This window comes from Pacificoceanicola onchidii (assembly GCF_004804335.1).
In the GTDB taxonomy this organism is placed as follows: domain Bacteria; phylum Pseudomonadota; class Alphaproteobacteria; order Rhodobacterales; family Rhodobacteraceae; genus Pacificoceanicola; species Pacificoceanicola onchidii.
Window position 1 is genome coordinate 95010 of sequence record NZ_SRXY01000009.1, and the last position, 24680, is coordinate 119689.

Genomic DNA, 24680 nt, shown 5'->3' on the forward strand with positions numbered 1-24680 from the left:
TGCCCGGAGTCCTTGACGGAATCCGGTGCCATGACAGTGCAGACCCAAGGTGAGGCCGCTTTACTGCGTGCCGAACATCCGGTCGCCGGCGTCGCCAAGTCCCGGTACGATATAGCCTTTTTCGTTCAGCTTCTCATCGAGGGAGGCGGTCACAACCGGCACATCCGGGTGCGCCTCTTTCATGCGCGCAACGCCCTCGGGCGCGGCCAGAAGGCAGAGGAAACGGATGTTCTTGGCGCCCGACGCCTTGACCATGTCAATCGCCGCAACCGAGCTGTTGCCCGTGGCCAGCATCGGGTCAACCACGATGGTCAGACGCTCATCCATGTGTTGCGGCAGCTTGTTATAGTATTCCACCGGCTCTAGGGTTTCCTCATCACGGTAAAGCCCGATGAAGCCCACGCGGGCCGAGGGGATCAGCTCCAGAATGCCATCCAGAAGCCCGTTGCCCGCGCGCAGGATCGAAACCAGCGCCAGCTTCTTGCCCGCAATCACCGGCGCGTCCATCGCGCACATGGGCGTTTCAATCGCCTCGCTCGCCATCGGCATTTCGCGCGTGACTTCATAAGCCAGCAGCAGGCTGATCTCGCGCAGGAGGCTGCGGAATTTGCCGGTGGAGCAATCCGTCTTGCGCATCTGCGTCAGCTTGTGTTGCACCAGCGGGTGGTCGACGATGGTCAGATGGTCACTCATGCGGTCCTCGCGTTTTCGATTGTCTTGAGCACCTTGGCGCGGGTCTCTTCATCGCAGAAGGCGGCGGCCATGGCGGTTCTGTTCAACTCTGTAAAGACATCCGCATCCCAGCGAAAGGTCTTGGCGAGAGCGGCATATTCGCGGCGCATGGTTGTATGAAAAAACGGCGGATCGTCGGTTGAGACGGTCACTTTGACGCCGCGCTCCCGAAGCCTGTCGATCGGGTGCTGATCGAGGTTTGGGAAAACCCCGAGAAAGACGTTGGAGCCCGGGCAAACTTCCAGTGTCACGCCTTTTTCGATCAGCATATCGACGGTCGCTAGATCACCGATCACCCGAACGCCGTGACCGATGCGTTCCACGCCCAGATCCTCGACCGCCTCGCGCACCTCCTCAGGCCCGCGCCATTCGCCCGCGTGGGTGGTCAGCTTCAGTCCCGCTTCGCGCGCCATGTCATAGCTGTAGGCAAAGTCGCGTTGCTTGCCCTTGTTCTCGTCGCCGCCCATGCCAAAGCCGCAGATCCAGTCTCCGGCGGTTTCCGCCGCGCAGAGCGCCGCCGCCTTGGCTTTTTCCGGGCCGAAGTGACGGATGCACGTGACGATGCCTCGAAGCGTGATGCCATTGGCCTTTTCCGCGGCCTCCGCCGCTTCGCGAATGGCGTGCAGGTATTCGCGCCATGCGCCCACATCCCCGCCGCCGCAGAAATCGGGCGAGAGGAAGGTCTCCGCATAAACCACGTCATTGGCCGCGCATTCCTCTAGGAAGGCGGTGCACAGGCGGGCGAAGTCTTCGGGCGTTTGCAAGACGGAGGTCGCCGCCTCGTAGACCGACAGGAAATGCACAAAGTCGCGGTAGGCATAAGAGCCGTCCGCGTTGAAGATCCCGCTCAGATCGACGTTCTTTTCCTTGGCCAGCCCCCGGATGAAGGACGGCGGAGCCGCGCCTTCGAAATGCAGGTGCAACTCGGCCTTGGGCAGGCGGGTGATGGCGTCGATGGCCTCTTCGTCCAGAGGCGGGCGGTCTTGCAGGGTCATGAGGAGAATCCTTGGCGGCACAATTTGACGGCGGATATCAAAACGCATCCGCCGGGGGAAGGCTCACAGAACAGATCGCCCGGGTCCCTGCGCCGGAACGCCGAGGTGGGCCGCAACGCTGGCGGCGATGTCTGCAAAACCGAAGGTGCCCAGATCGCCCGCGCCGCAGCCCGCGATCACAACAGGCACCTGTTCGCGCGTGTGATCGGTGCCGGTCCAAGTGGGATCGTTGCCGTGATCGGCGGTGATCAGGAGCATGTCGCCCTCCCGCAGGCGCGGCAGCAGCTTGCCCAGTTCCGCATCGAACCACTCAAGATGCGCCGCATAGCCCGCCACGTCGCGGCGGTGGCCATAGAGGCTGTCGAACTCGACAAAATTGGCGAAGGTGAGCGAGCCGTCCACGGCGTCTTCCACCAGATCGGACAGGTGCTCCATGAGCGTGGCGTCCGGCCCTTTGCGGACCTCGTCGATGCCTTCCATGGAGAAGATATCGCCAATCTTGCCAATGGCATAGACGTGTCTTCCTGCGTCTTGAACCCAATTGGTCAGCACCGGGCTGGGCGGGCGAATGGCATAGTCGTGGCGGTTGGACGTGCGCTCAAACGCGCCCGGCTCTCCGATGAAGGGGCGCGCAATGACGCGGCCCACCTTGCGCTCGTGCAGCATCGGTGAGAGCCGTTCGCACAGGTCAAGCAGCCGGTCCAGCCCAAAGCTCTCCTCATGGGCGGCGATCTGAAAAACGCTGTCGATGGAGGTGTAGCAGATCGGCTTGCCCGTCCGTATATGCTCTGCGCCAAGTTCCGCGATAATGGTTGTGCCGGAGGCGTGGCAATCGCCCAGAACACCATCGACGCCCGCGATCTCGCAGACGCGCTCGGTCAGCTCTGGCGGAAAGGTTGGCACGGTCTTGGGGAAATAGGTCCAGTCCCACGGCACCGGCAGACCGGCGATTTCCCAGTGGCCGGACGGGGTGTCCTTGCCTTTGGAGACCTCGCGCGCGACGCCCCAACGGCCCTGTGCCGTGCCTTCGGGTGTGCCCATGCCATCCGAGGCTTTTAGCGCATGGAACAGCCCGAGCCGCGCCATGTTCGGCACGCGCAACGGGCCTTCGGGGCGCTTTGCCGCGCACCATTCGGCGATATGGCCCAGCGTGTTGGCCCCACTGTCCGGGCGATCCCCGTTGAAATAGGTGTCCGCATCCGGCGCGCCGCCGATGCCGACGCTGTCCATGACAATCAGGAACGCGCGGCTCACGCGATGCGCTCCCGCACCAGGGCGTCGCCTTTCGGCGCTTTGCCAAAGCGGATCGCGGCGCGGATCGTGGCCTCCGCCTTGTCGGCCTCTTCAAGCCGGGCGGCGTGGATGCGGCAGAGCACGTCACCTTTGTTCAGCTTGCTGCCCAGACGGGTAACTTCCGACAGGCCCACCATCGGGTTGATCTGATCGCTCTCGACCTGCCGTCCGCCGCCCAAGGCAACCACGGCCAGCCCCAGCGCTTCGCCATCAATCGAGGCCACGGTGCCGGGGGTGTCGACCTCCACCGCGCGGATCACCGGGGCTTCGGGCATGAAGCGCCGCCAGTCCTCGACAAAGTTGATCGGCCCGCCAAGCCCGTAGACCATTCTGCCAAAGCGCTCTGCCGCCGCGCCGGAGGCGATGGCCTCGATCATCTTGGCCTCGCCATCTTTGATGCCGACATTGGCCAGCACCTCGGCGCCCAGCGCGATAGAGAGTTCATAGAGCGGCCCGCTGTCGCGGCCTGTCAGTGCGCACATGGCGGCGTCAACTTCCAAGGCGTTGCCCAGCGAAGGGGCGAGCGGCTCGTCCATGCCGGTGATCAGCACAGAGGTCTTGCAGCCTGCGCCATTGGCGGTGTCTACCATGGCACGGCTGAGCGCGCGGGCCTCTTCCATGGTTTTCAGGAAAGCCCCGGAGCCGGATTTCACATCCAGCACCAGCGATTCCAGCCCTGCCGCGAGTTTCTTCGACAGGATGGAGGCGCAGATCAGATCGAGGCTTTCGACCGTCGCGGTCACATCGCGCACGGCATAGAGTTTCTTGTCCGCCGGGGCGATTTCTGCGGAGGCGCTGACAATCGCGCAGCCCGCATCTTTGACCACCTGCCGAAAGCGGCGCTCGTCCGGGGCTGTGGCATAGCCCGGGATGGCGTCGAGCTTGTCGAGCGTGCCGCCCGTATGGCCAAGCCCGCGCCCGGAAATCATCGGCACGTAAACGCCGCAGGCGGCCAGCGCCGGGGCCAGCACCAGCGACGTGCAATCGCCCACGCCGCCGGTGGAATGCTTGTCCGCAACAGGGCCGGGCAGGTCCCAGGTCATCACATGGCCGGAATCGCGCATGGCGAGTGTCAGCGCCACGCGGCCCTCTTCGCTGAGCCCGCGCAGGCAGACCCCCATGGCAAAGGCCCCGGCCTGTGCATCCGACACGGTACCATCGGCCAAACCTTTGGCAAACCAGCGCAAATCGCTTGCAGGGACAGACTCTCCCTTGCGCAGATGCGCGATAATCCGGCGGGCGTCGGTCATGTGCGCTCCATATGGTCCGGGTTGAACGCGCCGGGCAGCAGATCGGCGACCGTGGTCACGGTTTCCTTGCCGTCGGTGGTGGCGAGTGTCACTTTGGCCTCGCGTTTGGCGAACTCGGCGATTTTCTGGCGGCAGCCGCCGCAGGGCGGCACCGGTTCAGGGCTGTCGGCAATGACGTAAATCTCTTCGATTTTGGTCTCACCGGCAGCAACCATGGCCGCAATTGCGCCCGCTTCCGCACAGGTGCCTTCGGGATAGGCGACGTTTTCGACATTGCAGCCCACGTGAGTCGCGCCAGAGGACGTGCGCAAAGCAGCCCCGACCTTGAATTTCGAGTAAGGAACATAGGCGTTTTCGCGCGCCGCGCGGGCGGCGTCGGACAATGACATTTCTGATCTCCCTGGCAGGTCCGGCCATGTTGCGAAGCGGGGCCGCTGAATGCAAGGGGGAGAAATCCTGTGCGCGCAGCGTCAAACGCTCCAGTGGAGCGTTTGAGGATTTCTCGGGCGAAGCCCGGGGATAAGATCCAGTTCGGCCGCGCGATTGGGGATGTCTCGGGCGAAGCCGCGGCAGCAATCCGGTATGCACAACGGCAACTCTTTGGAATAGCCTGAGACAGTTTGTACCGGATCGCGAAGCGGTCCGGTTCGCACCCGACCTCGCCCCCCAGGGCGGGTGCGAAGTGGCGTTCCGGTTTGAAGTGACCCGACGTGGGAGCCGTGGGGCCAATACTGCACTTTGAGTGTAACCCGCCCTCGAGGCCGGGTGCGAACCTGCGGAGGCGCTGCTGGCAAGAGTCTTTGCTGCTTTACGCCAGCCCCAATCGTTCCGGCAGCCCATCCCGTGTCTGGTCGGTGAAATGAAACCCCTGCCAGCCGCGTGCGGTGGCGGCGGCGATATTGGCGGCGACGTCATCGACCAGCAGGATCCGGGACGGCGCAAGCCCGGCCCAGCGCTCGATCTGGGCAAAGAAACCCGCGTCCGGCTTGGCCGCACCCATGCGCCCGGAGGAAAACACCCGTTCGACATGATCCGCATAGCCCATCTCGTCCTCGATATAGGCGCAGCGGTGGTGCTCATTGTTGGTGCCGATTACATGCCGCGCCGGATGCGCTTCGATGTGGCCGAGCATCCAGGCATCCGGATGCGCGTCCTTCTCGAACCAGTAGCGCAGGAAAGCCGCGCCGCTGATCGCAAAATCATTGCGCGCCAGCCAGTCCGAGACATGCTCCAGCAGATCCACCCGGCCGCGGATGATCGCCTTGAAATCGCCCGCGGTGAACATGTCGTGGGTAAAGACCGATGGATCGATCCCGAGGTCCGCCTTCATGTCATCGGCCCAGAAAATCCGCCCGTCGCGCATGTTGGCGTTCAGGACACCGTCGAAATCCCAGACGATCAGATCGGGCTGCATGGCTTACCCCTGAAACGGCAGGAAGGCCTCGACGGCGGCCTGCGCGATGACGGTGATCTCGCCGCTGTCCGGGTTGGTGATGTTGAGCCCGCCGTGGACCGCCTTGACCGATGCGGTGCCACGGGGCAGGGCGCTGGCAAGGGCGGCACAGTCGAGCGCGTCCGGCTCCTGCACAGCCACCGTCACGCGCACCTCCATTGCGCTGTGCGGCATGTCAAGCGCGCCGAAAAGCGGGATCGAGGAATGACGCAGCGCGTCTTCGATCGCCCGCCCGGCGGCCTTCTGGTAATCCTGCCCGTGCAGATCATTGCCCATACCCATTTCGATGATGAAACGCTGCATGTCAGATGCCCTCCAGCGCGACGGAAATGGCGACATTGGCCATGACGGTTGGATTGCCATCCCCATCGGGGCGCGGCGCGTCCAACCCGCCTTTGACCGCGTTGACCGTCACCTGCCCGTAAGGAAAGACGGCGGCGACTTTATCTTTGTCAACCTTGTCAGGGGCTTGCACGCCCACGTCCACAGTGATCCGCATGTCGGACTTGTCCTTGCCAAAGAGCTCGGCGAGGTTGATCGAATTGTGCCACAGCGCGTTTTCCACGGCGCGGCAGGCGGCCTGGGTATAGTCCTGACGGCGCAGGGAGGTGCCCATGCCGAATTCGGTGAGGAGTCTTTTTGGCATAGGATCGGGGCCTTTTGCGATACGCGATTGCGGGCAGGGAAACAGGCGGATGGGGGGATGTCAAACCGGAAGGGGGCGCCCCAGAATAAGAAAAAGGGCGCCAGATGCGGCGCCCTTTGCTTTGGTTTTCCGATTAGCCGGTGTTCAGCTCTTGCGGCGGCGACGCACGAAGGCCAGACCGCCAAGACCTGCAAGCAGCATCGGCAGGGCCGCCGGAAGTGGAACCGGGGCTGTGGTGCCACCGCCGGTGGACGACAAGGAAAAGCCCGCGCCAAAGCCGTTGATCTGCTCATCGAAGAGCGGCACGATATCTCCGCCGCTGGTGATGCCGTTGTTAGAGTGGCGTACTTCGAGGTAGGACAAGAAGGCCGCGGTCAGATCCAGTTCGCTGCTTGCAGTCAGGCTTTCGAAATAGGTGCCGTCAAAGCCCGCAGCGGAGAAAATCCGTGAGGTCGAGCCATCAGACAGGCGGGTCGAGTTCTGGATTTCGATGAAGAGCACGTCAATCGTGCCGAGACCGGGATTGCCTGTGTCGAAGTTGTTGCTGGCGTAGACATTGTAGACCCCGGTGAAGGACGACACGCTGCCGCCCCCGACATCATAGGAAATGTTCGCGGTCACACCCATGTCCAGCTTGCCAACGCTGACCGCGCCGGAGCCGGTTTCAGGATTGTAGGTGCCAAACTGGAACTGGGCCGGGTCGAAATCATCGGTATCGAGGCCGAAGGTCAGAAGGATGGTGCCGGTGCTGGAGATATTGAAGGGATCGCCGGTCACGGGCGGGGCAGCCGGAATTTGCGAGGGGTCCCAGACCGTGGCCTCTTCGGTCAGAATGCGGCGGTACTCATCGAAGAAGATGTAATCGCCGGTGCCCGGATCCTGATAATTCGGATCGCCAGCGCCGGTGACGGAGATTTCCTGCTCGACGCTGAGCAGCGCGGTCGCCGTAAAGGTCGCCGCCGAAGCTGCCGCGGGCAAAAGCGCCGTAAAGGCAAGGGAAGCCAGAAGGCGGGATGTAGTCAAATGCATTGCTTAACTCCGGGTTCGGTCTGACCCGCCGTCTGGCGAGCCCATTACCGTTACCACCGCCAACACATTTTTGCCACAATTGTAGCGGGTTAATCGTGGTTAACAGTTTGTTGACGTAACGGAAATTGTGGCTGAAAAACCAGTCAGGGACGAAAGGTGCGCATGAAACTCACCAAAAAAGAGAGCGGCCCGTCTGCACGCGCCGCCCTTTGTCTCTGTTTTGCTGACCCGAGTGAATCAGAACGGGATTTCGTCGTCGATGTCACGGGCCGGGGCGCGCGACGGGCCGGAGCCCGAATTGCGGTCGTCATAACCGCCACCGCCGCCACCACCATAGTCGCCGCCGCGGTCGTCGTAGCCGCCGCCACCGCCACCAAAGTTGCCGCCGCCACCGCCGCCGCCTTCACGGCTGTCGAGGAAGGTCAGCTCGCCAGCATAGGGGCGCAGCACCACTTCGGTGGAATAGCGATCCTGGCCGTTCTGGTCCTGCCATTTGCGGGTTTCCAGCTTGCCCTCGATATAGACCTTGGAGCCTTTGCGCAGATATTGCTCCGCCAAACGCGCGAGGTTTTCGTTGAAGATCGCAACGGAATGCCACTCGGTGCGCTCGCGGCGCTCCCCGGTGTTGCGGTCTTTCCAGTTTTCAGAGGTCGCGATGCGCAGGTTGCAAACCTTGCCGCCGTTCTGAAAGCTGCGGACTTCCGGGTCGCGCCCCAGATTGCCCACAAGGATCACTTTGTTCACTGAACCGGCCATGCACTCTCTTCCCTTCGAATCTTGTCGGCAGATATTTGCCGCAGCCTATACCAGCGCGCGGGCAAGCGGAACGGGGCGGGTAGCCAAATCCGGGTGAATAGGTATAGTGCAGGCGATTTTGTGCGTGAGCGTTTGAGGACATCAGAATGGGTCGGGGGATAATTAGTCTGTTGGTCGGGGCGGCGCTGCTGTGCATGCCGGGGCCGTCGATTGCCGATCAGATTTCCTCGCAGGGCCGTCTGCGGATCTTCTCCAGCCAGACCAAGGTGCTCGATAGCCGCGCCGCCGAGCAGTACAACAGCTCGGTCCGGCTCAAGCCGCCAAGCGTGATTACACCTACGAAATATGGCGTTCTCGATGGCAACCTGCCGAAGTATCGCGGCCGTTATCAGGGCGAATACATCGAAATGGCCCGCGCCGCCGCGCGCAAACATGGCGTGCCGGAGGATCTCTTCCTGCGGCTGGTCAACCAGGAATCCCGTTTCAAACCCAAGGCCCGCTCGCACAAAGGCGCGATTGGTCTCGCGCAGCTGATGCCGGGCACGGCGCGCCAGCTTGGGGTGGACCCGCATGATCCGCGCCAGAACCTCGAAGGCGGGGCGCGCTATCTCAAGATGCAGTATGCCACCTTCAAAAGCTGGCGTCTGGCTTTGGCGGCCTACAACGCGGGCCCCGGCGCGGTGAAGAAATACGGCGGCGTGCCGCCTTACCGCGAGACGAAAAACTACGTGAAGAAGATCTGGGGCTCGTAACGCCCTCACCGGACTGTGACCAGCGGTGATCAGGGATCCCGCGGCACCGGTGCTACGCTTGCCCTTAACAAGAGGGGACAGGCGCATGGCACGTAAAACCAGAAAACGCACGAAACAAACCGAAACGGCGCAGGGGGCAAAGGGGCTGTCTCGCCGCGCGCTGGTTCTGGGACCGGCCGGGCTTTTGGTGCTCGGCGGCGCCGGATGGTGGGGCAGCTCGGCGGTCAGCCGTACCCAGCATGAACACGATCTGTCCCGCATCGGGAACGGGCTGCCGAGCGTCGTTCAGATCCACGATCCTCTTTGCAACCAATGTACGCAGTTGCAACGCAATACGCGCAAGGCGTTAACCTGTTTCGAGGACGGAAGCCTTCAATATGTGATTGCCAATATCCGGACCGAAGATGGCGCGGCCTTTGCCAATGGCTTGGGGTTGCCGCATGTGACCTTGGTGCTCATGGACGGGCAGGGCAGCGTGCAGGACGTTCTGCAAGGGGTCCGCAGCCGCGAAGAGTTGAAACCCGCGTTTCAGGCGTTTCAGGCGCGCGCGTGATCCCTAGGATTGGCGCGCGCCCTTGCCTCACGCAGGCGGCGGCAAGGTCAGGTCCAGCGCGCACCAGACCGCATCGTGATCGGAGGTCTCCTCGTCAACGCGTGTGAAGCCCGCCTCGGTCATACGGTCATGGGTGAACTTCGACAGCAGGATGTGGTCGAGCTGCTGGTTCTTGCCGTCGTAAGTGTAGGTGTGCTGCTCATCCACGGGCAGTTCCGTGGTGGCCGAGATCAGGTTGTAGCTGGTGTCCAGCTTGCCCGCCATGATGTTGATCGGCTGGCTGCGCGGCTCATCGTTGAAATCACCGCAGATCAGCGTGAAGGACGGCTGTCGCATGGAGCCCTGTTCCACCCGTGGCCTTGAAAGATCGCGCATGATCTGCGCCTGAACATTGCGCAAAAGGCGGGTCTGCTCGGTGCCGCCCCGGCGCGATTTCAGGTGACAGTTGAAGATGGTCAGCACGGTGTTGTCGATCTCGATATCAACCCGCAGGAACTTGCCCAGCGATCCCATCTTCTCGCGCTCGCCCGCATCCACGTAAGCCACGGCGGTCTGATCAAGCCGGGTGACCGGGAGAATGGAGGCGGGGGTGGCGCTGAGCACGGCGACATTCTGGCCGGTGAAGGGATCCAGCGTGTCCGAGCAATAGATGTGTTTGAGCGGCGAGCCGAGCTCCTGCAGCTTGGCCAGCAATGGGCCAAGTGTGACCTGCCCCTCGACCTCCTGCAGGGCGATGATGTCCGGGCCGTGGCCGCCTTCGGGACCTATGGACATGATCGCCTTGGCGACAAGCTCGATCTTTTCGGCAAGCCCGCCGGAGGGCAGACGCAGCCCCCAGCGCTTGAGCGGCTCTTCATTGTCGAAGAGCCACATGGTGTTGAATGTGGCAAAAACAAACGGCATGGCAAATTTCCTCCCTGAAACGCACAAAACCGGGATGCGGAATGGCACCCCGGTTGTAGCGTACAGGAAATTGCACGTTTGTGGAGAGTTATTCTCAGCCGCGCATCTGACGACGCTTACGCGCAAGGCCCAGTCCGGCGAGACCGGTCAGCAGAAGCAGACCGCCCGCGGGGAGCGGGACGGGGGCGACGGCGGAGGCGCGCACTAGGGCGATGCCGGAATAGAACTGGCCAATGTGATGAGCGGTGTCAGCAATATGCGTGTCTGGACCACAGGCCGATCCGGAGGGAGATGTGCACAAGAAGCCGTAGCCGCTGACGGCTTTCTCAGAGGCAAACGTCAAGATCGCTGCGTCCTCAAATGTGGTGCCGAGGTAAGAGGTGAAGGCCGAGGACTCGGTGGGCGTGACGTAGCCCGGTGTCGTCATGTCAAGCACACCTCCCGGCAAGAAATCGTAAATCATGCCGAAAGCATCGAAGAGCGCGGACATCTGGCTCCCGTTGACCAGCGTGAACCCCGCCGATCCAAAGGTGCTCAAGGCTGTGGTGACGGTCATGCCTTGGGTTGATGTGTAGTCCAGGAACTCCAGAATGGTGCCGCCATCGTCTACGATGGTCAGATCACCGGTGGTGGCAAAATTGCCGGTTCCGACAAGCGTGGCCGCCTGCGCCGCGACTGATGACAGGCTCAGAACAGCTGCGATCGCAACTGACTTCAAAAGTTTCATGGAAAATCCCCCCGAGAATTTCAATTCAGCTTTACGGTCCGGTGACTTCGCGAGGATGTCAACAAGTCTATACCCAAGCGTGTGCTTGGGTGTATCCACTGCACGTTAAGCTATATTTTGGAGTCGCTTTTTCAGCCCGTACCGGGCGTGGCGGCGATAAACGAAGCCACAAAACGCTGCGCTGACATGAAAAACCGAGGCGCGGAAGAGCGCCTCGGTTTTTTCCTTTTCGACGCGCGGATCAATCGCGGATGGATTGCTCGCGCAGGCCGTCCGCCAGCAGGTTCAGACCCAGCACCAGCGACAAAAGCGCGATGGCGGGGACAAGCGCCGGGTGCAGGTAGATCGACAGCAGGCGCCGCCCGTCGTTGATCGTGGTCCCCCAGTCCGGGCTTTCCGGCGGCAGGCCGAGGCCGAAGAAGCCGAGCGTGCCCAGAAGGATGGTCGTATAGCCAATCCGCAGGCAGAAATCGACGATCAGCGGCCCGCGCGCGTTGGGCAGGATCTCCCACAGCATGATGTACCACGGCCGCTCGCCACGCGTCTGCGCCGCCGAGACGTAATCGCGCGTCTTGATGTCCATGGCGAGGCCCCGGACGATGCGGAACACGGTGGGCGAGTTCACAAACACCACGGAGACAAAGACCACGAGGATACCGCCGGGAATGTCGAAGAAATCCAGCGGCCAGAAGGTGATCTTGGAGCCGTCCGCATTGATGGACGCGGCGTAGATCAGGAACATCGGGATCAGCGTGATGGCGAGCCAGGTGTAGTTCTTTTTCGGCTGCGTGCGATAGCGCGAGTGGATCAGCACCGCCATGAACACCAACGGGAAGAAGAACAGCACCACCGCCATGTATTGCGGCAGACCTGCTGCCACGATCTCCGGCGTTACCAGAAGGTAGAACAGCAGGATGACCGGGAAGGCGAGGATCAGGTTGGCGAGGAAGGACAGGAAGGTGTCCAGCTTGCCGCCGTAGTAACCCGCAGGCAGGCCCAGCGTGATGCCGACCATGAAGGCAAAGAGCGTCGCCAGCGGCGCGATGGCCATGACCACGAGCGAGCCTTTGACCATGCGCGAGAAGACATCGCGTGCGAGGTTGTCACCGCCCAGAAGATAATAGGGGTAGGTGCCCTCATCGGCGCGGGCCACGGGAGTGCCGGGGACCTTGTTCTTCATCGACGAGACCTGGCTGAGCGGGTCATGGGTCGAGACCAAGTCGAACAGCCCGGTGAAGAGCGCGGTGTAGACCCAGAACATCACCAAAGCAAAACCGATCATGCCAATGACGGAATCGAAGAGCTTGCCGTAAAGGCCGAGCCGCGTCTTGTAGCGGATCGAGACCGCAAAGGTGGCGATCAGCGCGATCCAGACCGGCAGGAACTGCTGGCTGATGCCGCCGATGATGCCCGCGCCGGTGCCCATGACGGCCCCGATCACCAGATAGGCGAGCAGGAGCACGAGCATGGCAAGGCCAAGCCAGTTCGAGCCTGTGCGGGTCAGCCCCCAGATGCCGCCGGTGGCATTGGCGGTGCCGTCGGGGTTGGGCTGGATGCCCACGTCCGGTTCAAAGAACGAGAGCACCACGCGCAGGATGATTACGGTCAGGAAGACCGGAACGAGGATCATGAAGATGGGGTCGAGGACAGCGCCCAGGCTGCCGGTCCATGTGAGCTTTTCCATGGGGAGCCTCCTTTAGGTGACGCTGATGCGCGGGTTGAGATAAACGTAGCCGATGTCCGAGATCAGCTGGGTGACCAGCACCACGAAGACCGACACGACGGAGACGCCCATCAAAAGTTCGATGTCATTGTTCCCGGCGGCTTGTACCAGAACCCAGCCAAAGCCTTTGTAATTGAACAGGGTCTCGACGATCACCACGCCGTTCAGCAGCCATGGAAACTGCAGCATGATCACCGTGAACGGCGCGATCAGCGCGTTCCTGAGCGCGTGTTTCAGCACGATGTTGCGGAAGGAGACGCCTTTGAGCCGGGCGGTGCGCACGTAGTGGGCGGTCATGACTTCGGCCATGGAGGCGCGGGTCATGCGGGCGATATAGCCCATGCCGTAAAGCGCGATGGTCAGCACCGGCAGAAAGAAGTTCTCGAAGGTGGCGTTGTCCATGGCGGAGGTTGCCGTGCCCTTGAACCATTTCAGGCCAACGGCCGAAGAGGCGAAGACCGCGATGAACAAAACGCCCGAAACATATTCGGGGGTTGCCGTGGTGGTGATGGAGACGGTCGAGAGGCTGCGGTCCGTGGCGGAACCTTCGCGCATGCCAGCCAGCACGCCGATGATCAGCGCGGAGGGCACCATCAGCAGCATCACCCAGAACATCAGCTTGCCAGTCAGGGCCAGACGGGTGCCGATGATCGAGCCTGCCTCATCCTTGAACACCGTCGACCAGCCCCAGTACCCCTGAAGAATGCCGCAGAAGCTCGGCGCGTCGGCGATGTCCATGCCCGGCGTCGCGCAGCGGGCGCGGGTGGTGCCGTCGGTGCCTTCGATCACATAGCCCGGCACGATGCCCAGCCATTCGCCGTAGTTGCGGAAGATGCGTGCGTCAAAACCGGTGTTGATGCCGGCCTCGATCTCTTCGTCCGTGGCCTGACCGCTGCGCACCTTTGCGAGGAAGTCCGGGTCAAGCGCGGACCGGTAGCCGTTGTTGGACAGGAAGGTGGCGACCTCGTGGTCGGCCATGCGGAAGTTGCCTTCGGACTTGGCGAGTTTTTCGAGGTTCGGATAAAGGTTCGTCAGAAGAAAGACGATGAAAGTCAGGCAAAGCGCGGTGAGGATAAGCACCCCCGTCCGGCGCAGGATGAAACGTCCCATGATGGCCCCTGTTGGTGGCGTTGGCTGCCGGGTTTGCTGCCCGGTCTTCTGGAAAAAAGGCCGCGCCCGAAGACGCGGCCTTCTCGATGAGACGGCTTAGCCCGCCACGCTCCACTTGTAGGCCTGCGGCAGATACGCGATGTGCATCTCCGCGCCGACAATGCTTGGGGCAGAGTGACGGTAGAGCGAACGCCAGTACGGCTGGATCGTCACACCTTCGTCGATCAGGATCGCCTGCATCTTGGCCATCACTTCACGGCGCGCATCGGCGTCCGCGATGGAGTTGGCCTGTGCCAGCAGCGTGTCGAACTCTTCGTTGGCAAAGCCGAACTCGTTCCACGCCTCGCCGGACTTGTAGGCCAGCGCCAGAACCTGCGTACCCAGCGGGCGGTGGTTCCAGTTGGTCGAGGAGAAGGCGTATTTGGTCCAGTCGTTCCAGAAGGTCGAGCCGGGGAGGATCGTGTGACGCGCCTTGATGCCCGCATCGTTGAGCTGGGCCACCACCGCGGCGGTGGTGTTCTTGCGCCAGTCATCGTCGATGGACTGCACTTCGTGCTCGAAGTCACCCATGCCCGCTTCATCCATCAGGGCCTTGGCCTTGGCGGGATCATAGGGCAGGCGGCCGACGGAGGCGTCATGCTCCGGGTGGACCGGGCCAACATGGCAGTTGTCCGCGCCAACACCGCGCGAGGCATAGCCCAGCTCAAGGCAGACATCGTTGTTCACCGCCATGGCGAGCGCCTGACGGACACGCTTGTCCCCGTAGATCTTGTTGCCATCGCCGTCTTCGGCCAGCTGGTTCGGACGGATGACGATGGTCGAGCCTGTGGCAATGTTCGAGTTCTGCCAGCCAAGGCCGTCCATGATGTCGATGAAGTCACCCACGGTTTCGTAGAAGACGTCCACCTCTTCCGCTTCTGCCGCGGCAACCCAGGCTGCCGGATCCTGACCGTAGTCAATGATTTCAAGCGTATCGATGAACCAGCCGCCGCCTTCCAGCGCCGCATCGCCCCACCATTCGTGGCCGGATTTTTCGATGACCGCTTTGACGCCGACCTCGTTGGAGGAGATCTTCATCGGGCCGGTGCCGACCAGCGTCGACAGATCCGCCGTCGGATCATAGGACGAGTGCACGATCGCCGCCGGATAATCCGCCATGCCCGGGATCAGGGTGATGTCCGGCTGGCTGGCGGTGAGCAGAACCGTGTGGCTGTCGACCACCTGGATCGCGCCGTCGCGGGCCTTGCTGGTCGCTTCATCCACGAGCGAGGCCATACGGGCGGCCATGGAGTTGCCCTCGACCGCCTTGTCACACCAGCGCTCGATGTTGCGTGCCACGTCTTCGGCGGTGAAATCGTCGCCGTTGTTCCACTTGATGCCCTGACGGACTTTCAGTGTGAACTGGGTGGCGTCCTCGTTGGCTTCCCAGCCTTCCAGCAGCATGCCGCGGAAAGTACCGTCGGAGTTGTATTCGATCAGGTATTCGATCACGCCGTGCGTGACATAGGCCATCTGGGTCCAGTCATAGGTGCGCGGGTCCTTGTGGGCGCGGACCTCGGACTGCATGCGGATGGTGCCGCCGCGTTGTGCATGGCCTGCGGCCTGCGCCGGAGCACCAAGTCCGCCCAGCGTGTAGGCGGCAGCGGCGGTCAGGCCGAGCGCGGTGGTCCGGGCGAGGAACTCGCGGCGGTCGATCTGACCGGCCTTGAATTCTTCCGCGTACATCTGAGCGACCGGATGCCTCCGGTTGGCGTGGGTGCGTTGCGTCATTCTGTTCTCCCTGTGACACATTATTTTGTTTTCATTTTGTTTTCTGGTCAGGCATTGCCAGCCGGTTTCCCCGTGACCCGCCGCCGCCTGATCTTTTGTCGGTGTCATTGCGCATGGTTTGGAGCCCGGCGTCAATGTTCGGATTCGCCTTTTCATTGTCTAATTGCGACATTCACATCATTCAAAAACGACCACGCCGGGTTGCGCAAGGGGAATGCGCGCGAAATGGCCCCTAGGCAGAGCGGTCCCGATTTGACGCACGCCGGCGCAGGGCAGAGGGCGTCTGACCTGTATGATTCTGAATGAAACGGGTGAAATAGGCCGGGGAGGCAAAGCCGAGATCGCGGGCAACCTGCTGGATCGCGGGCTTGGGCCGGGCGAGGGCGATTCGAGCCGCGTGCAGCTTGCGCTCGGTCAGGATATCGGCGGCGGTCTTGCCGCAGCTCTGGCGGCAAACACGGGTGAGATGGGTCGGAGTCACGTCAAGTGCGTCGGCATAGTCGGCCATCAGTTTCGACGTGGCGAAATCGCGTGTGACCTGCTGCGCATAGCGCTGCACAAGCCGGGTGGCGGCGGTCTCTTGGGCGGCGTCGAGCGCGCCTTCGCTGACCTGTCGGTTCATCCAGACGGCGAGCAGCGCCGTGTGCGCGGTGATCGCCTCATCGAGATAGGCCCGGCGCTGCGCCAGCTCGCGCGAGATGGTGTCGATGGTGCCGGTCAGCTCTGCCTGGGCCAGCCCGTCGCGAATGCGCAGATGCAGCGGCGTGTGCGGGAAAGTGCTGGTCATGTCCGGCGGGCTCTCGACGTAAAGCGCCTGCGCGGTGCCCGGCAGTTCGATGGAAAACAGCGTGCCCGCAGGCAGGAACACCGCGCTGTGCATCGACACGCCACGGCGCACACCGTTGACGATCACCCGGCCTTGCCCGCGCGTGACCCAAAGCAGGAAGTTCTTGTCGCGATCATGCTGAAGCGCGAATTTCCAGTCCGCGCCCTGCGCCGCAAGTGCATAGGAGCCGCAGCTGACAGGACCTTTCGGTGCCGGGGCAGGCGGCATGGCCTTGCGCAGGAAGGTGGGGACGCCCGTCATGCCAGATCTCCGGGATGAATGCGGGACCAGGCCTTCATGCGGGCCTTGAACCAGGTTCGTTGGCGCTTGGCGAATTGCCGGGTCAGGATGGTGGCGCGGTCGGTGGCCTGTTGCAGGCTCATGTCTTCGCGCAGCACGGCGATGAGTTCCGCCGCGCCGATGGCCTTGGCGGAGGGCAGATCGGGCGACCAAGTGGCGCGGTTGGCGCGGGCCTCATCCAAGGCACCGGCCGCGATCATCTTGTCAAAACGGGTCTCGATACGCGGGGTCAGCCAGTCCTTTGGTGCATCAAACAGGGCAGTTTGCGCACGATCCAGTGGCAAAAGCGGCGGCGGCGTCTGATCCTGCCACTGCGCAAGACCCTTGCCGGTGGTTTGCAACACTTCCCAGGCGCGCATGACGCGGGCGGGGTTTTGCACGTCGATCCGGCTGCGTGTCTCACTGTCGAGCGTAGCGCAGACCGCGTCCAGACCGGCGTCTTTCAGGAAAGCCTCGCCTTCGGCGCGCAGCTGCGGCGGCGTCGGCGGGATGTCCGCCAGCCCTTCGGTCAGCGCGGTGAAGTAAAGCCCGGTGCCGCCGGTGATGATCAACCGCTCACCCGAACGCATCAGATCAGCCACCGCGCGCAGCCAGTCGCCGACGGAATACGGCGTGTCATAGGGGATGTGCCCATAGAGCGCGTGGGGCGCGGCGCGCTCTTCTTCTTCGGACGGCCTTGCGGTGAGAATGCGCCAGTTTTCATAGACCTGGATGGCGTCCGCATTGACGATCACACCGCCCTGATCCTGCGCGAGGGCCAGCGCCAGCGCGGATTTACCGCTCGCCGTGGGGCCCGCGATCAACACGTGGCCCGCCGGATCGAACCCGGCCGCCACCGCGCGCGCGGCGTTCATGTGAGAGACTGCCATGCCTTGCGTCCCGCTCCACCCTGTCGTCCTGCCCCAAAGCCCGGCGCATCCCGGCATCGGCCATTGCAGCCGCGACGGTTTTGCGCCAAACATGGCGCGATCATATCCCCCAGCCAAGACGGAGCGCAACATGAGCGAAGCAGCCACGCCGGAAACCAAGTTCAAGCGGGTCATGTTGAAGATCTCGGGAGAGGCGCTCATGGGCGATCAGGGCTTTGGCCTGCACCCGCCAACCGTTCAGCGTATTGCAAATGAAATCAAGACGGTACACGACATGGGCGTGGAAATCTGCCTGGTGATCGGCGGCGGCAACATCTTCCGCGGACTGGCGGGCAGCGCGCAGGGGATGGAGCGCACGACGGCGGATTACATGGGGATGCTGGCCACGGTGATGAACGCGCTTGGCATGCAGTCCGCGCTCGAAGGCATGGGTGTGTTCTGCCGCGTGATCACCGCCATTCGCATGGATGAGGTGGCCGAGCCCTATATTCGCCGCCGCGCGGTGCGTCACCTTGAGAAGAAACGCGTGTGCATCTTCGCCGCCGGAACCGGCAACCCGTATTTCACCACCGATACCGCCGCCGCGTTGCGCGCCAATGAAATGGCCTGCGAGGCGATCTTCATGGGCAAGAACGGGGTGGACGGGGTTTATGACAAAGATCCGCGTGAACATGCGGACGCCAAACGGTTTGACGAGATCACCTTTGACGAGGTTCTGGCAAAGAACCTGAAGGTGATGGACGCCTCTGCGATTGCGCTGACCCGAGACAACAACCTCGATATCATTGTTTTCCCGCTCGATGAGCCGGGCGGGTTCAAAGGGATTCTTGCGGGGCAGGGGACCTATACGCGGGTGCACGGCTGATCCTCGCCTGCGTGCCGCGCCAGTCGCGCGGCGTCTCGCCAAAGTGGGCCTTGTAACGGCGCGTGAAGGAAGACGGGGAGGCAAACCCCGTCGCCGCGGCGATCTCCCGCACCGATTGCCCGGTTTCATGCACCAATCGCCGCGCGCGGTCCAAACGCAGTTCAAGATAGACCTGCGCCGGGCCTTTTCCTTCTGTGTTCTGACAGCGGGCGCGCATCTGTTTGGCGCTCATGTCCAAGTGATGCGCGATGGCGGTCAGCGGGATGGGCGCATCAATGTGGGCCGCCATGACCGCACGCATCCGGCGCAGCACCGGATCAATCACAGGCTCGGGCGCGATGCCCTGCGGTCCCCGGCAACATCGGCGGGACACGTCCGCGAACAGATCCGGCGCGATGGCCGCAGACAACCAGGCGAGCATGGCCTGCGTCACGGTCAGCCCGCCCTTGGCGGTGAGCCTGTCGCGTTCCACAACGAAATCCGCGTCCGAACGGGCGATGTCCGGCCAGAGCGGCGTTGCGTAGCGGCTGAGATCACCCGCAAGCACCGCTTCGCGCCCTTTGAGCAGGCCGGTCTCTGCCAGAACATGGGTGCCGCAGCCAATGCCGCCGAGCGTTGCCCCGGAGCGCGCCGCGCGCAGCAGAAAACCGCGCAACCCCATGCTGAGGAAATTTAGCGGCGCCGGGCCTGACAGAATAAGGACAAGGTCAAAGCCTTCGGGTTTGTCCCAGCCGGTTTCATCCGGCACCCGCGTGGCCCCGTCTGACAGCGTGACCGGCAGGCCCGTGGCGCTGCGGATCTGCACCGTGACGAGGGCGCGCCCGGCGCTGTCGTCCACCGCGTTCAGGACATGCCGGACCAGCGCAAGATCGAGCGCGGGCGCATCCGCGCAAAGCACGATGGCAATCATCATGGCAAGCCCTTTCCGAACCCGGTCCATCCGGGAAGCCCCGGCACGGGTGATCGCCCAGAAAGTTGAAGATTCCCTTGATCGCGCGGAATTTTCCGCATGATATCGGGCGTTTTGAGGACAGTCGGGAGAATTCTCTACAGGCCGGTGTGAATTGAAGAGGGATGGCCCGATTGTGCCGCTCTGCGGGGCATCTGCACGGATTTTCCGGTTTTCCTTGTCGCCCCATGCTCTATACAACACAGGCCTTGCAAGGGTATAGCAGGTGCGACTGACGCCGCCCAGGCCGGGCGGTTCTTGAACAGGGGAGACACGAGGCAGATGTCCGGAGAAGATTTCGAGCTTGATACCGATGATCTCAAACGCCGCATGGACGGCGCGATTGCCAACCTGCGGACCGAATTTGCGTCGCTGCGGACGGGCCGCGCCTCCGGCTCCATGCTCGACCCGGTGATGGTCGACGCTTATGGCGCGATGACCCCGATCAACCAGGTGGGCACCGTGAACGTGCCGGAGCCGCGCATGGTGACGGTGAATGTCTGGGACAAGGGGCTTGTGGGCAAGGTGGAAAAGGCGATCCGCGAAAGCGGTCTTGGCATCAATCCGCAGCTCAATGGCACAATCATCATGCTGCCGATCCCGGAACTGAACGAAGAGCGCCGCCGCGAGCTGGGCAAGGTTGCCGGCCAATATGCGGAAAGCGCCCGCGTGTCGGTGCGCAACGTACGCCGCGACGGCATGGACCAGATCAAGAAGGCCAAGTCCGACGGCATGTCCGAGGACGACCAGAAGTTCTGGGAGCAGGAAGTGCAGGAGCTGACCGACGAATATATCAAGAACGTCGACGCCGCGCTTGAGACCAAGCAAGAAGAGATCATGCAGGTCTGATCCGGGACCGGGGCGCCGCCCGCGCGCCCGTCCCAAACGCCCTTGTGCAAGGATAGCTCAATGAACAAACCCCTCCGCGAGACCGATGGTCCGCGCCATGTGGCCATTATCATGGATGGCAACGGGCGTTGGGCCACGATGCGCGGGCGGCCGCGTCTGTTCGGGCACCACGCCGGGGCGAAACGGGTGCGGGAGGTCGTGGAGGCTTGCCCTGATCTTGGCATCAAGTACCTGACGATCTTTGCCTTTTCGACGGAGAATTGGAAACGCACGCAGGTGGAGGTGGCCGGGCTGATGAGCCTGTTCCGCCGCTATATCTCGAAAGAGGCCCGGGCGCTGAAGAAGCAGAACGTGCAGGTGCGGTTCATCGGAGACCGGGTGCGGCTTGATGACAAGCTGACCACGCTCATGGATGAGCTGGAGCAACTGACCGCCGATTGCACCGGGACCAACCTGACGATTGCTTTGAACTACGGCGGCCGCGACGAGGTGGCCCGCGCGACAAAGCGGCTGGCGCAGGATGTGGCGGATGGCAACCTTGATCCGGCGGATGTGGATGAGGAAACCCTGCCGAAATATCTCGACACCCATGTGCTGCCCGACCCTGATCTGGTGATCCGCACCAGCGGCGAGGCGCGGATTTCGAACTTCCTTTTGTGGCAGTCCGCCTATGCGGAATATGAGTTTGTCGACACGCTCTGGCCGGATTTCTCGGCAGAGGAGCTTGGGCGGCTTGTGGGCTCATACGGCAAACGCGACCGCCGGTTCGGGGCGGTGAAGACATGAGCGCGCAGTGGTCTGATCTGCGGGCGCGGGTTTTGTCGGCGATTGTCATGCTGGGCGTAGCGATTGGCGCGTTCCTCTCTGGCCCGGTCCTGTTTGTGCCTTTGGTGGCCTGCGCGACCGGCGCGATGATCTGGGAGTTGAGCCGGATGCAGGGGACGCGCTGGCCTGCCGCTCCGCTGGCTTTGGCGGCGCTGGTGGCCGTGGCGGTGCTGGTACGCGGCTGGCAACAGATGATGCCGGTGCTCGGTCTCGATCTGTTGCTGGCGCTGGTGCTTGGCGGCGTTGCGGGCTTTGCTTCCGGGAAAGATCGAGGGATTACAGGTGTTTATGCGGCGGCGGTGGCGCTGACCGGCATTCTGATCGTGACCCTGCTCGGCTGGCGCATTGGCGAGTTGCTGCTGGTGACGGTGCTGGGCGTGGTGATCCTGACCGATGTTGCGGGCTATTTTGCCGGGAGGATTCTTGGCGGGCCGAAGTTCTGGCCCAAGGTCAGCCCGAAGAAGACATGGTCCGGCGTCATTGCCGGTTGGCTGGCGGCGGGGGTCTTTGGGCTCTGGGCGGGATTGGCCTGGTTCGACGGCGCGCTGATGGGGCTGGCCGCGATGGTCATGTCCTTTGCTTCGCAGCTTGGCGATATCGCCGAAAGCGCGCTGAAACGGCGGGCCGGGATCAAGGACAGCTCGAATCTCATTCCCGGACACGGCGGGTTTCTTGACCGGTTTGACGGTGTTGTCGGCGCGATGCTGGTGCTGGCGCTTGTCACGGCGCTGCTCTGATCGGACATGAACGACAAGCGGCGCATATCCATCCTCGGGGCGACGGGCTCGATCGGGCAGAGCACGATTGATCTGATCGCGCGGGCGCCTGAGAGCTATGACGTTGTGGCGCTGACCGGCGGGCGCAACGTTGCGGCGCTGGCGCGCGATGCGATTGCCTTGAACGCGGATGTGGCCGTGGTGGCCGAGGACAGCGCCTTGCCTGCGCTGCGCGAGGCGCTTGCAGGCAGCGGCATTGAGGCGGCGGCGGGGCGCGCGGCGCTGATTGAAGCCGCGCAAAGGCCAGCGGATTGGGTCATGTCGGCGATTGTCGGCGCTGCGGGTCTTGAGCCGGGTTTGCGCGCCTTGCAGGGCGGCGCGGCGCTGGCGCTGGCGAACAAGGAAAGCATGGTTTGCGCCGGGCCGCTCATGATGCAGACCGCGCGGGACGGGCAGGGCACGCTCTTGCCCGTGGACAGCGAACACTCGGCGGTGTTTCAGGCGCTGATCGGTGAAGATTTGACGGCGGTGGAACGGATTGTCATCACCGCCTCGGGCGGTGCGTTCCGGGACTGGCCTTTGGAAGACCTGGAGAAGGCGACACCTGCGCAGGCCGCGACCCATCCCAATTGGGACATGGGCCAGCGCATCACGATCGACTCGGCGTCGATGTTCAACAAGGCGCTGGAGTTAATCGAAACGAAGGAATTCTTTGGCATTGATCCCGGCATGATCGAAACCGTGGTGCACCCGGAATCGATGATCCATGCGCTGGTCGGCTTCAACGATGGCGCGCTCATGGCGCATGTGGGGATGCCCGACATGCGGCACGCCATCGGCTTTGCCCTGCATTACCCGGAGCGTCGGGCGCTGCCGGTCGAACGGCTTGATCTGGTCACGCTCGGGCAGATGACCTTCCGGCCAGCCTGCGAGATGCGCTGGCCTGCACTCCGGCTCGCGCGGGAGGTGATGGAAACCGGCGGGTTGAGCGGGGCGGTGTTCAATGCGGCGAAGGAAACGGCGCTCGATGGGTTCATCGAAGGGCGCATTTCCTTCCCCCGGATGGCCGGGGTTGTTGAGGAAGCGTTAACCCGCTTTTCGGCCACTGGTGGCCTTATTGATGCCGAAGTTACTCTTGATAACGTCGCTCACGCGGACCATCTCGCAAGGCAGCATGCCAGCGAGATCATGCGCGACGGACCGTAGGGAAAAGGGGCAAGACCTTGGAATTCACCACGCTGGTGCCGATGTTCGGCGGCTCGCTCTGGACAATCGCGTTCTTCATCGTGACCTTGTCCGTCATCGTCGCCATCCATGAATACGGCCATTACATCGTCGGCAAGAAATCCGGGATCTACCCGGAGGTTTTCTCGCTCGGATTCGGGCCGGTGATCTGGTCAAAACACGACCGCGACGGCACGAAATGGCAGATCGCGGCCATCCCGTTTGGCGGCTACGTGAAGTTCCGCGGCGATGCGAACCCCTCGGGCGGGCGCGACGCCGAGGTCTACGACAATATTTCAGAGCACGACCGCCGCACCACTATGGACGGCGCACCGCTTTGGGCGCGCACCGCGACCGTTGCGGCGGGGCCTTTGTTCAACTTCGTGATGTCGCTGGTGATTTTCGCCGGGATTTTCCTCTATCGCGGCCAGACAGCGGATCCGCTGGTGGTCTCGGAGCTGAAACCCTTGCCCTTTGTGCAGGAGTTGCAGGAAGGCGATCAGATCCTCGCTATTGCCGGGAAAGCCCTGCCAAGCGCCGATGATCGCACGTCTTATGACGCTTTCATGGCGAACCTGCCGTTCGAGCCGCAGCTGGACTATCGCGTGCTGCGTGAGGGGCGGGAAATGACCGTGCAGGGGCCGTATTTCCTCGCGCCCATCGTCGGCAGCGTGGCGCCGCGCTCGGCTTCGATGGATGCGGGGCTGCAGGTGGGTGACGTGATCACCAAGCTGAACGGACAAGACGTCTTCGCCTTCAACCAACTGCCGGAGGTGATCGAGAATTCCGGCGGCGCACCGGCGGAGCTGGAAATCTGGCGCAACGGAGAGGTGCTCAACCGCACGTTGATCCCGCGCCGGGTGGACGAGCCTCAGGACGAGGGCGGTTTCCGCACCGTTTATCGCATCGGTCTGGGCAACGGCATTCTGTTCGAACCGGCGATGGAATCGATTGGCTTTGGTGAGGCGCTCACAGCCGGGGCGCGGCAGGTCGGCACCGTCATCCATGGCTCGCTATCGGGCCTGTGGCACATGGCGACGGGCGCGATCAGCAGCTGCAACCTGTCCGGCGCAATCGGCATTGCGCAGACCGCCGGGGACATGGCGAGCCTTGGCCTTGTCGACTTCATCGGATTTATCGCGGTGCTGTCCACGGCGATTGGCCTGCTCAACCTGTTCCCGATCCCGGTTCTGGACGGCGGACACCTTGTTTTTTATGCCTACGAGGCAATCTCGGGCCGCAAACCCAGCGATCAGGCGCTGCGCGTTCTGATGTCGATTGGCCTGACTGTTGTGCTGGCGTTGATGATCTTTGGTCTGAGCAACGATTTGTTCTGCCACTGAGGACAATGAACGGGGCAGGGGTCAAAATCCTGCCCTATTTCTCTGTCAGAACGGTCCTGTAAGCAAAGGGACCGAATCCATGCAAACGATTCACGCCGGATACCGCAGCATGAGCCTGCTCGTCTCGATCAACTGGGACACGCTGCTCTATATCGCGACCATCGTCTTTGCCCTGTTCTTCGGGGCCTACCTGGGCGCCTTCCTCGTGTAATTCATCGCGAA

General features: G+C 62.8%; 27 protein-coding genes. 9 read left to right on the forward strand and 18 right to left on the reverse strand.

Annotated features, from left to right (window positions below):
* Window positions 1–60 precede the first annotated feature (60 nt).
* From upp to ssb, 10 genes are all read right to left on the reverse strand, one after another.
* Window positions 61–693, reverse strand: coding sequence for a uracil phosphoribosyltransferase (upp, locus tag E4662_RS20860; RefSeq protein ID WP_136443572.1), 633 nt, complete (start codon window positions 691–693; stop codon window positions 61–63).
* Window positions 690–1727 carry an adenosine deaminase gene (locus tag E4662_RS20865; RefSeq protein WP_136443573.1) on the reverse strand — a complete coding sequence of 346 codons (1038 nt, stop codon included), beginning with the start codon at window positions 1725–1727 and terminating at the stop codon, window positions 690–692. The genes upp and E4662_RS20865 overlap by 4 nt, the downstream gene beginning before the upstream one ends.
* Before the next feature lie 63 nt (window positions 1728–1790).
* Window positions 1791–2981 (reverse strand): phosphopentomutase, encoded by a 1191-nt coding sequence (locus E4662_RS20870; RefSeq protein WP_136443574.1) that lies wholly within the window; start codon window positions 2979–2981, stop codon window positions 1791–1793.
* On the reverse strand, window positions 2978–4270 hold the full coding sequence (locus E4662_RS20875) for a thymidine phosphorylase (protein WP_136443575.1): 1293 nt from the start codon (window positions 4268–4270) through the stop codon (window positions 2978–2980). Before E4662_RS20875 ends, E4662_RS20870 begins: the two co-directional genes overlap by 4 nt.
* On the reverse strand, window positions 4267–4659 hold the full coding sequence (locus E4662_RS20880) for a cytidine deaminase (RefSeq protein WP_136443576.1): 393 nt from the start codon (window positions 4657–4659) through the stop codon (window positions 4267–4269). The genes E4662_RS20875 and E4662_RS20880 overlap by 4 nt, the downstream gene beginning before the upstream one ends.
* Before the next feature lie 419 nt (window positions 4660–5078).
* Window positions 5079–5684, reverse strand: coding sequence for an HAD family hydrolase (locus E4662_RS20885; RefSeq protein WP_136443577.1), 606 nt, complete (start codon window positions 5682–5684; stop codon window positions 5079–5081).
* Window positions 5685–5687: 3 nt separating this feature from the next.
* Window positions 5688–6026, reverse strand: coding sequence for a Lin0512 family protein (locus E4662_RS20890; RefSeq protein WP_136443578.1), 339 nt, complete (start codon window positions 6024–6026; stop codon window positions 5688–5690).
* Window position 6027: 1 nt separating this feature from the next.
* A complete protein-coding gene (locus E4662_RS20895; RefSeq protein WP_136443579.1) occupies window positions 6028–6369 on the reverse strand; it encodes a Lin0512 family protein in 342 nt (113 codons plus the stop codon).
* Between the two features lie 144 nt (window positions 6370–6513).
* Window positions 6514–7398, reverse strand: a complete 885-nt coding sequence (locus E4662_RS24360; RefSeq protein ID WP_240705275.1) for a VPLPA-CTERM sorting domain-containing protein — start codon at window positions 7396–7398, stop codon at window positions 6514–6516.
* Between the two features lie 237 nt (window positions 7399–7635).
* Entirely contained in the window at window positions 7636–8154 is a 519-nt protein-coding gene (gene ssb / locus E4662_RS20905; RefSeq protein ID WP_136443580.1) for a single-stranded DNA-binding protein, read from the reverse strand.
* 146 nt (window positions 8155–8300) lie between these two features.
* Between ssb and E4662_RS20910 the strand changes: the two genes are divergently transcribed.
* Window positions 8301–8906: a lytic transglycosylase domain-containing protein gene (locus E4662_RS20910; RefSeq protein WP_136443581.1), complete on the forward strand. Its 606-nt coding sequence runs from the start codon at window positions 8301–8303 to the stop codon at window positions 8904–8906.
* An 85-nt stretch (window positions 8907–8991) separates the two neighbouring features.
* A complete protein-coding gene (locus tag E4662_RS20915; RefSeq protein WP_136443582.1) occupies window positions 8992–9459 on the forward strand; it encodes a hypothetical protein in 468 nt (155 codons plus the stop codon).
* Between the two features lie 27 nt (window positions 9460–9486).
* Here the strand turns inward: E4662_RS20915 and E4662_RS20920 are convergent, their stop codons facing one another.
* The 7 genes from E4662_RS20920 to miaA form a co-directional block, all read right to left on the reverse strand.
* Window positions 9487–10362, reverse strand: a complete 876-nt coding sequence (locus E4662_RS20920) for an endonuclease/exonuclease/phosphatase family protein (protein WP_136443583.1) — start codon at window positions 10360–10362, stop codon at window positions 9487–9489.
* Between the two features lie 94 nt (window positions 10363–10456).
* Complete coding sequence (locus tag E4662_RS20925) at window positions 10457–11089, reverse strand: VPLPA-CTERM sorting domain-containing protein (protein ID WP_136443584.1); 633 nt, start codon at window positions 11087–11089, stop codon at window positions 10457–10459.
* A 241-nt stretch (window positions 11090–11330) separates the two neighbouring features.
* Window positions 11331–12773, reverse strand: coding sequence for an ABC transporter permease (locus E4662_RS20930; protein WP_136443585.1), 1443 nt, complete (start codon window positions 12771–12773; stop codon window positions 11331–11333).
* A 12-nt stretch (window positions 12774–12785) separates the two neighbouring features.
* Entirely contained in the window at window positions 12786–13922 is a 1137-nt protein-coding gene (locus E4662_RS20935; RefSeq protein WP_136443586.1) for an ABC transporter permease, read from the reverse strand.
* A gap of 96 nt (window positions 13923–14018) precedes the next feature.
* The gene (locus E4662_RS20940) at window positions 14019–15692 is read right to left on the reverse strand and encodes an ABC transporter substrate-binding protein (protein WP_136443587.1); all 1674 of its coding nucleotides are present in this window, start codon (window positions 15690–15692) and stop codon (window positions 14019–14021) included.
* Window positions 15693–15924: 232 nt separating this feature from the next.
* Entirely contained in the window at window positions 15925–16779 is an 855-nt protein-coding gene (locus E4662_RS20945) for a helix-turn-helix transcriptional regulator (RefSeq protein WP_240705276.1), read from the reverse strand.
* Window positions 16776–17687: a tRNA (adenosine(37)-N6)-dimethylallyltransferase MiaA gene (gene miaA, locus E4662_RS20950; RefSeq protein WP_420819282.1), complete on the reverse strand. Its 912-nt coding sequence runs from the start codon at window positions 17685–17687 to the stop codon at window positions 16776–16778. Before miaA ends, E4662_RS20945 begins: the two co-directional genes overlap by 4 nt.
* 130 nt (window positions 17688–17817) lie before the next feature.
* Here miaA and pyrH point away from each other — a divergent pair, with 130 nt between their 5' ends.
* Window positions 17818–18552, forward strand: a complete 735-nt coding sequence (pyrH, locus tag E4662_RS20955) for a UMP kinase (RefSeq protein ID WP_136443588.1) — start codon at window positions 17818–17820, stop codon at window positions 18550–18552.
* On the opposite strand, the gene E4662_RS20960 is transcribed toward pyrH, so the two are convergent.
* On the reverse strand, window positions 18503–19465 hold the full coding sequence (locus tag E4662_RS20960; RefSeq protein WP_168798036.1) for a GlxA family transcriptional regulator: 963 nt from the start codon (window positions 19463–19465) through the stop codon (window positions 18503–18505). The genes pyrH and E4662_RS20960 overlap by 50 nt on opposite strands.
* A 318-nt stretch (window positions 19466–19783) precedes the next feature.
* On the opposite strand from E4662_RS20960, the gene frr reads away from it, so the two are divergent.
* From frr to E4662_RS24440, 6 genes are all read left to right on the forward strand, one after another.
* Entirely contained in the window at window positions 19784–20350 is a 567-nt protein-coding gene (gene frr / locus E4662_RS20965; RefSeq protein WP_136443590.1) for a ribosome recycling factor, read from the forward strand.
* A 60-nt stretch (window positions 20351–20410) separates the two neighbouring features.
* Window positions 20411–21136, forward strand: coding sequence for an isoprenyl transferase (locus tag E4662_RS20970; protein ID WP_136443591.1), 726 nt, complete (start codon window positions 20411–20413; stop codon window positions 21134–21136).
* Window positions 21133–21912 carry a phosphatidate cytidylyltransferase gene (locus E4662_RS20975; RefSeq protein ID WP_136443592.1) on the forward strand — a complete coding sequence of 260 codons (780 nt, stop codon included), beginning with the start codon at window positions 21133–21135 and terminating at the stop codon, window positions 21910–21912. The genes E4662_RS20970 and E4662_RS20975 overlap by 4 nt, the downstream gene beginning before the upstream one ends.
* Before the next feature lie 6 nt (window positions 21913–21918).
* Window positions 21919–23097 (forward strand): 1-deoxy-D-xylulose-5-phosphate reductoisomerase, encoded by a 1179-nt coding sequence (dxr, locus tag E4662_RS20980; RefSeq protein WP_136443593.1) that lies wholly within the window; start codon window positions 21919–21921, stop codon window positions 23095–23097.
* A 17-nt stretch (window positions 23098–23114) separates the two neighbouring features.
* Window positions 23115–24458 (forward strand): RIP metalloprotease RseP, encoded by a 1344-nt coding sequence (gene rseP, locus E4662_RS20985; protein ID WP_136443594.1) that lies wholly within the window; start codon window positions 23115–23117, stop codon window positions 24456–24458.
* A gap of 79 nt (window positions 24459–24537) precedes the next feature.
* Window positions 24538–24669 (forward strand): hypothetical protein, encoded by a 132-nt coding sequence (locus tag E4662_RS24440; protein WP_276606319.1) that lies wholly within the window; start codon window positions 24538–24540, stop codon window positions 24667–24669.
* Window positions 24670–24680 lie beyond the last annotated feature (11 nt).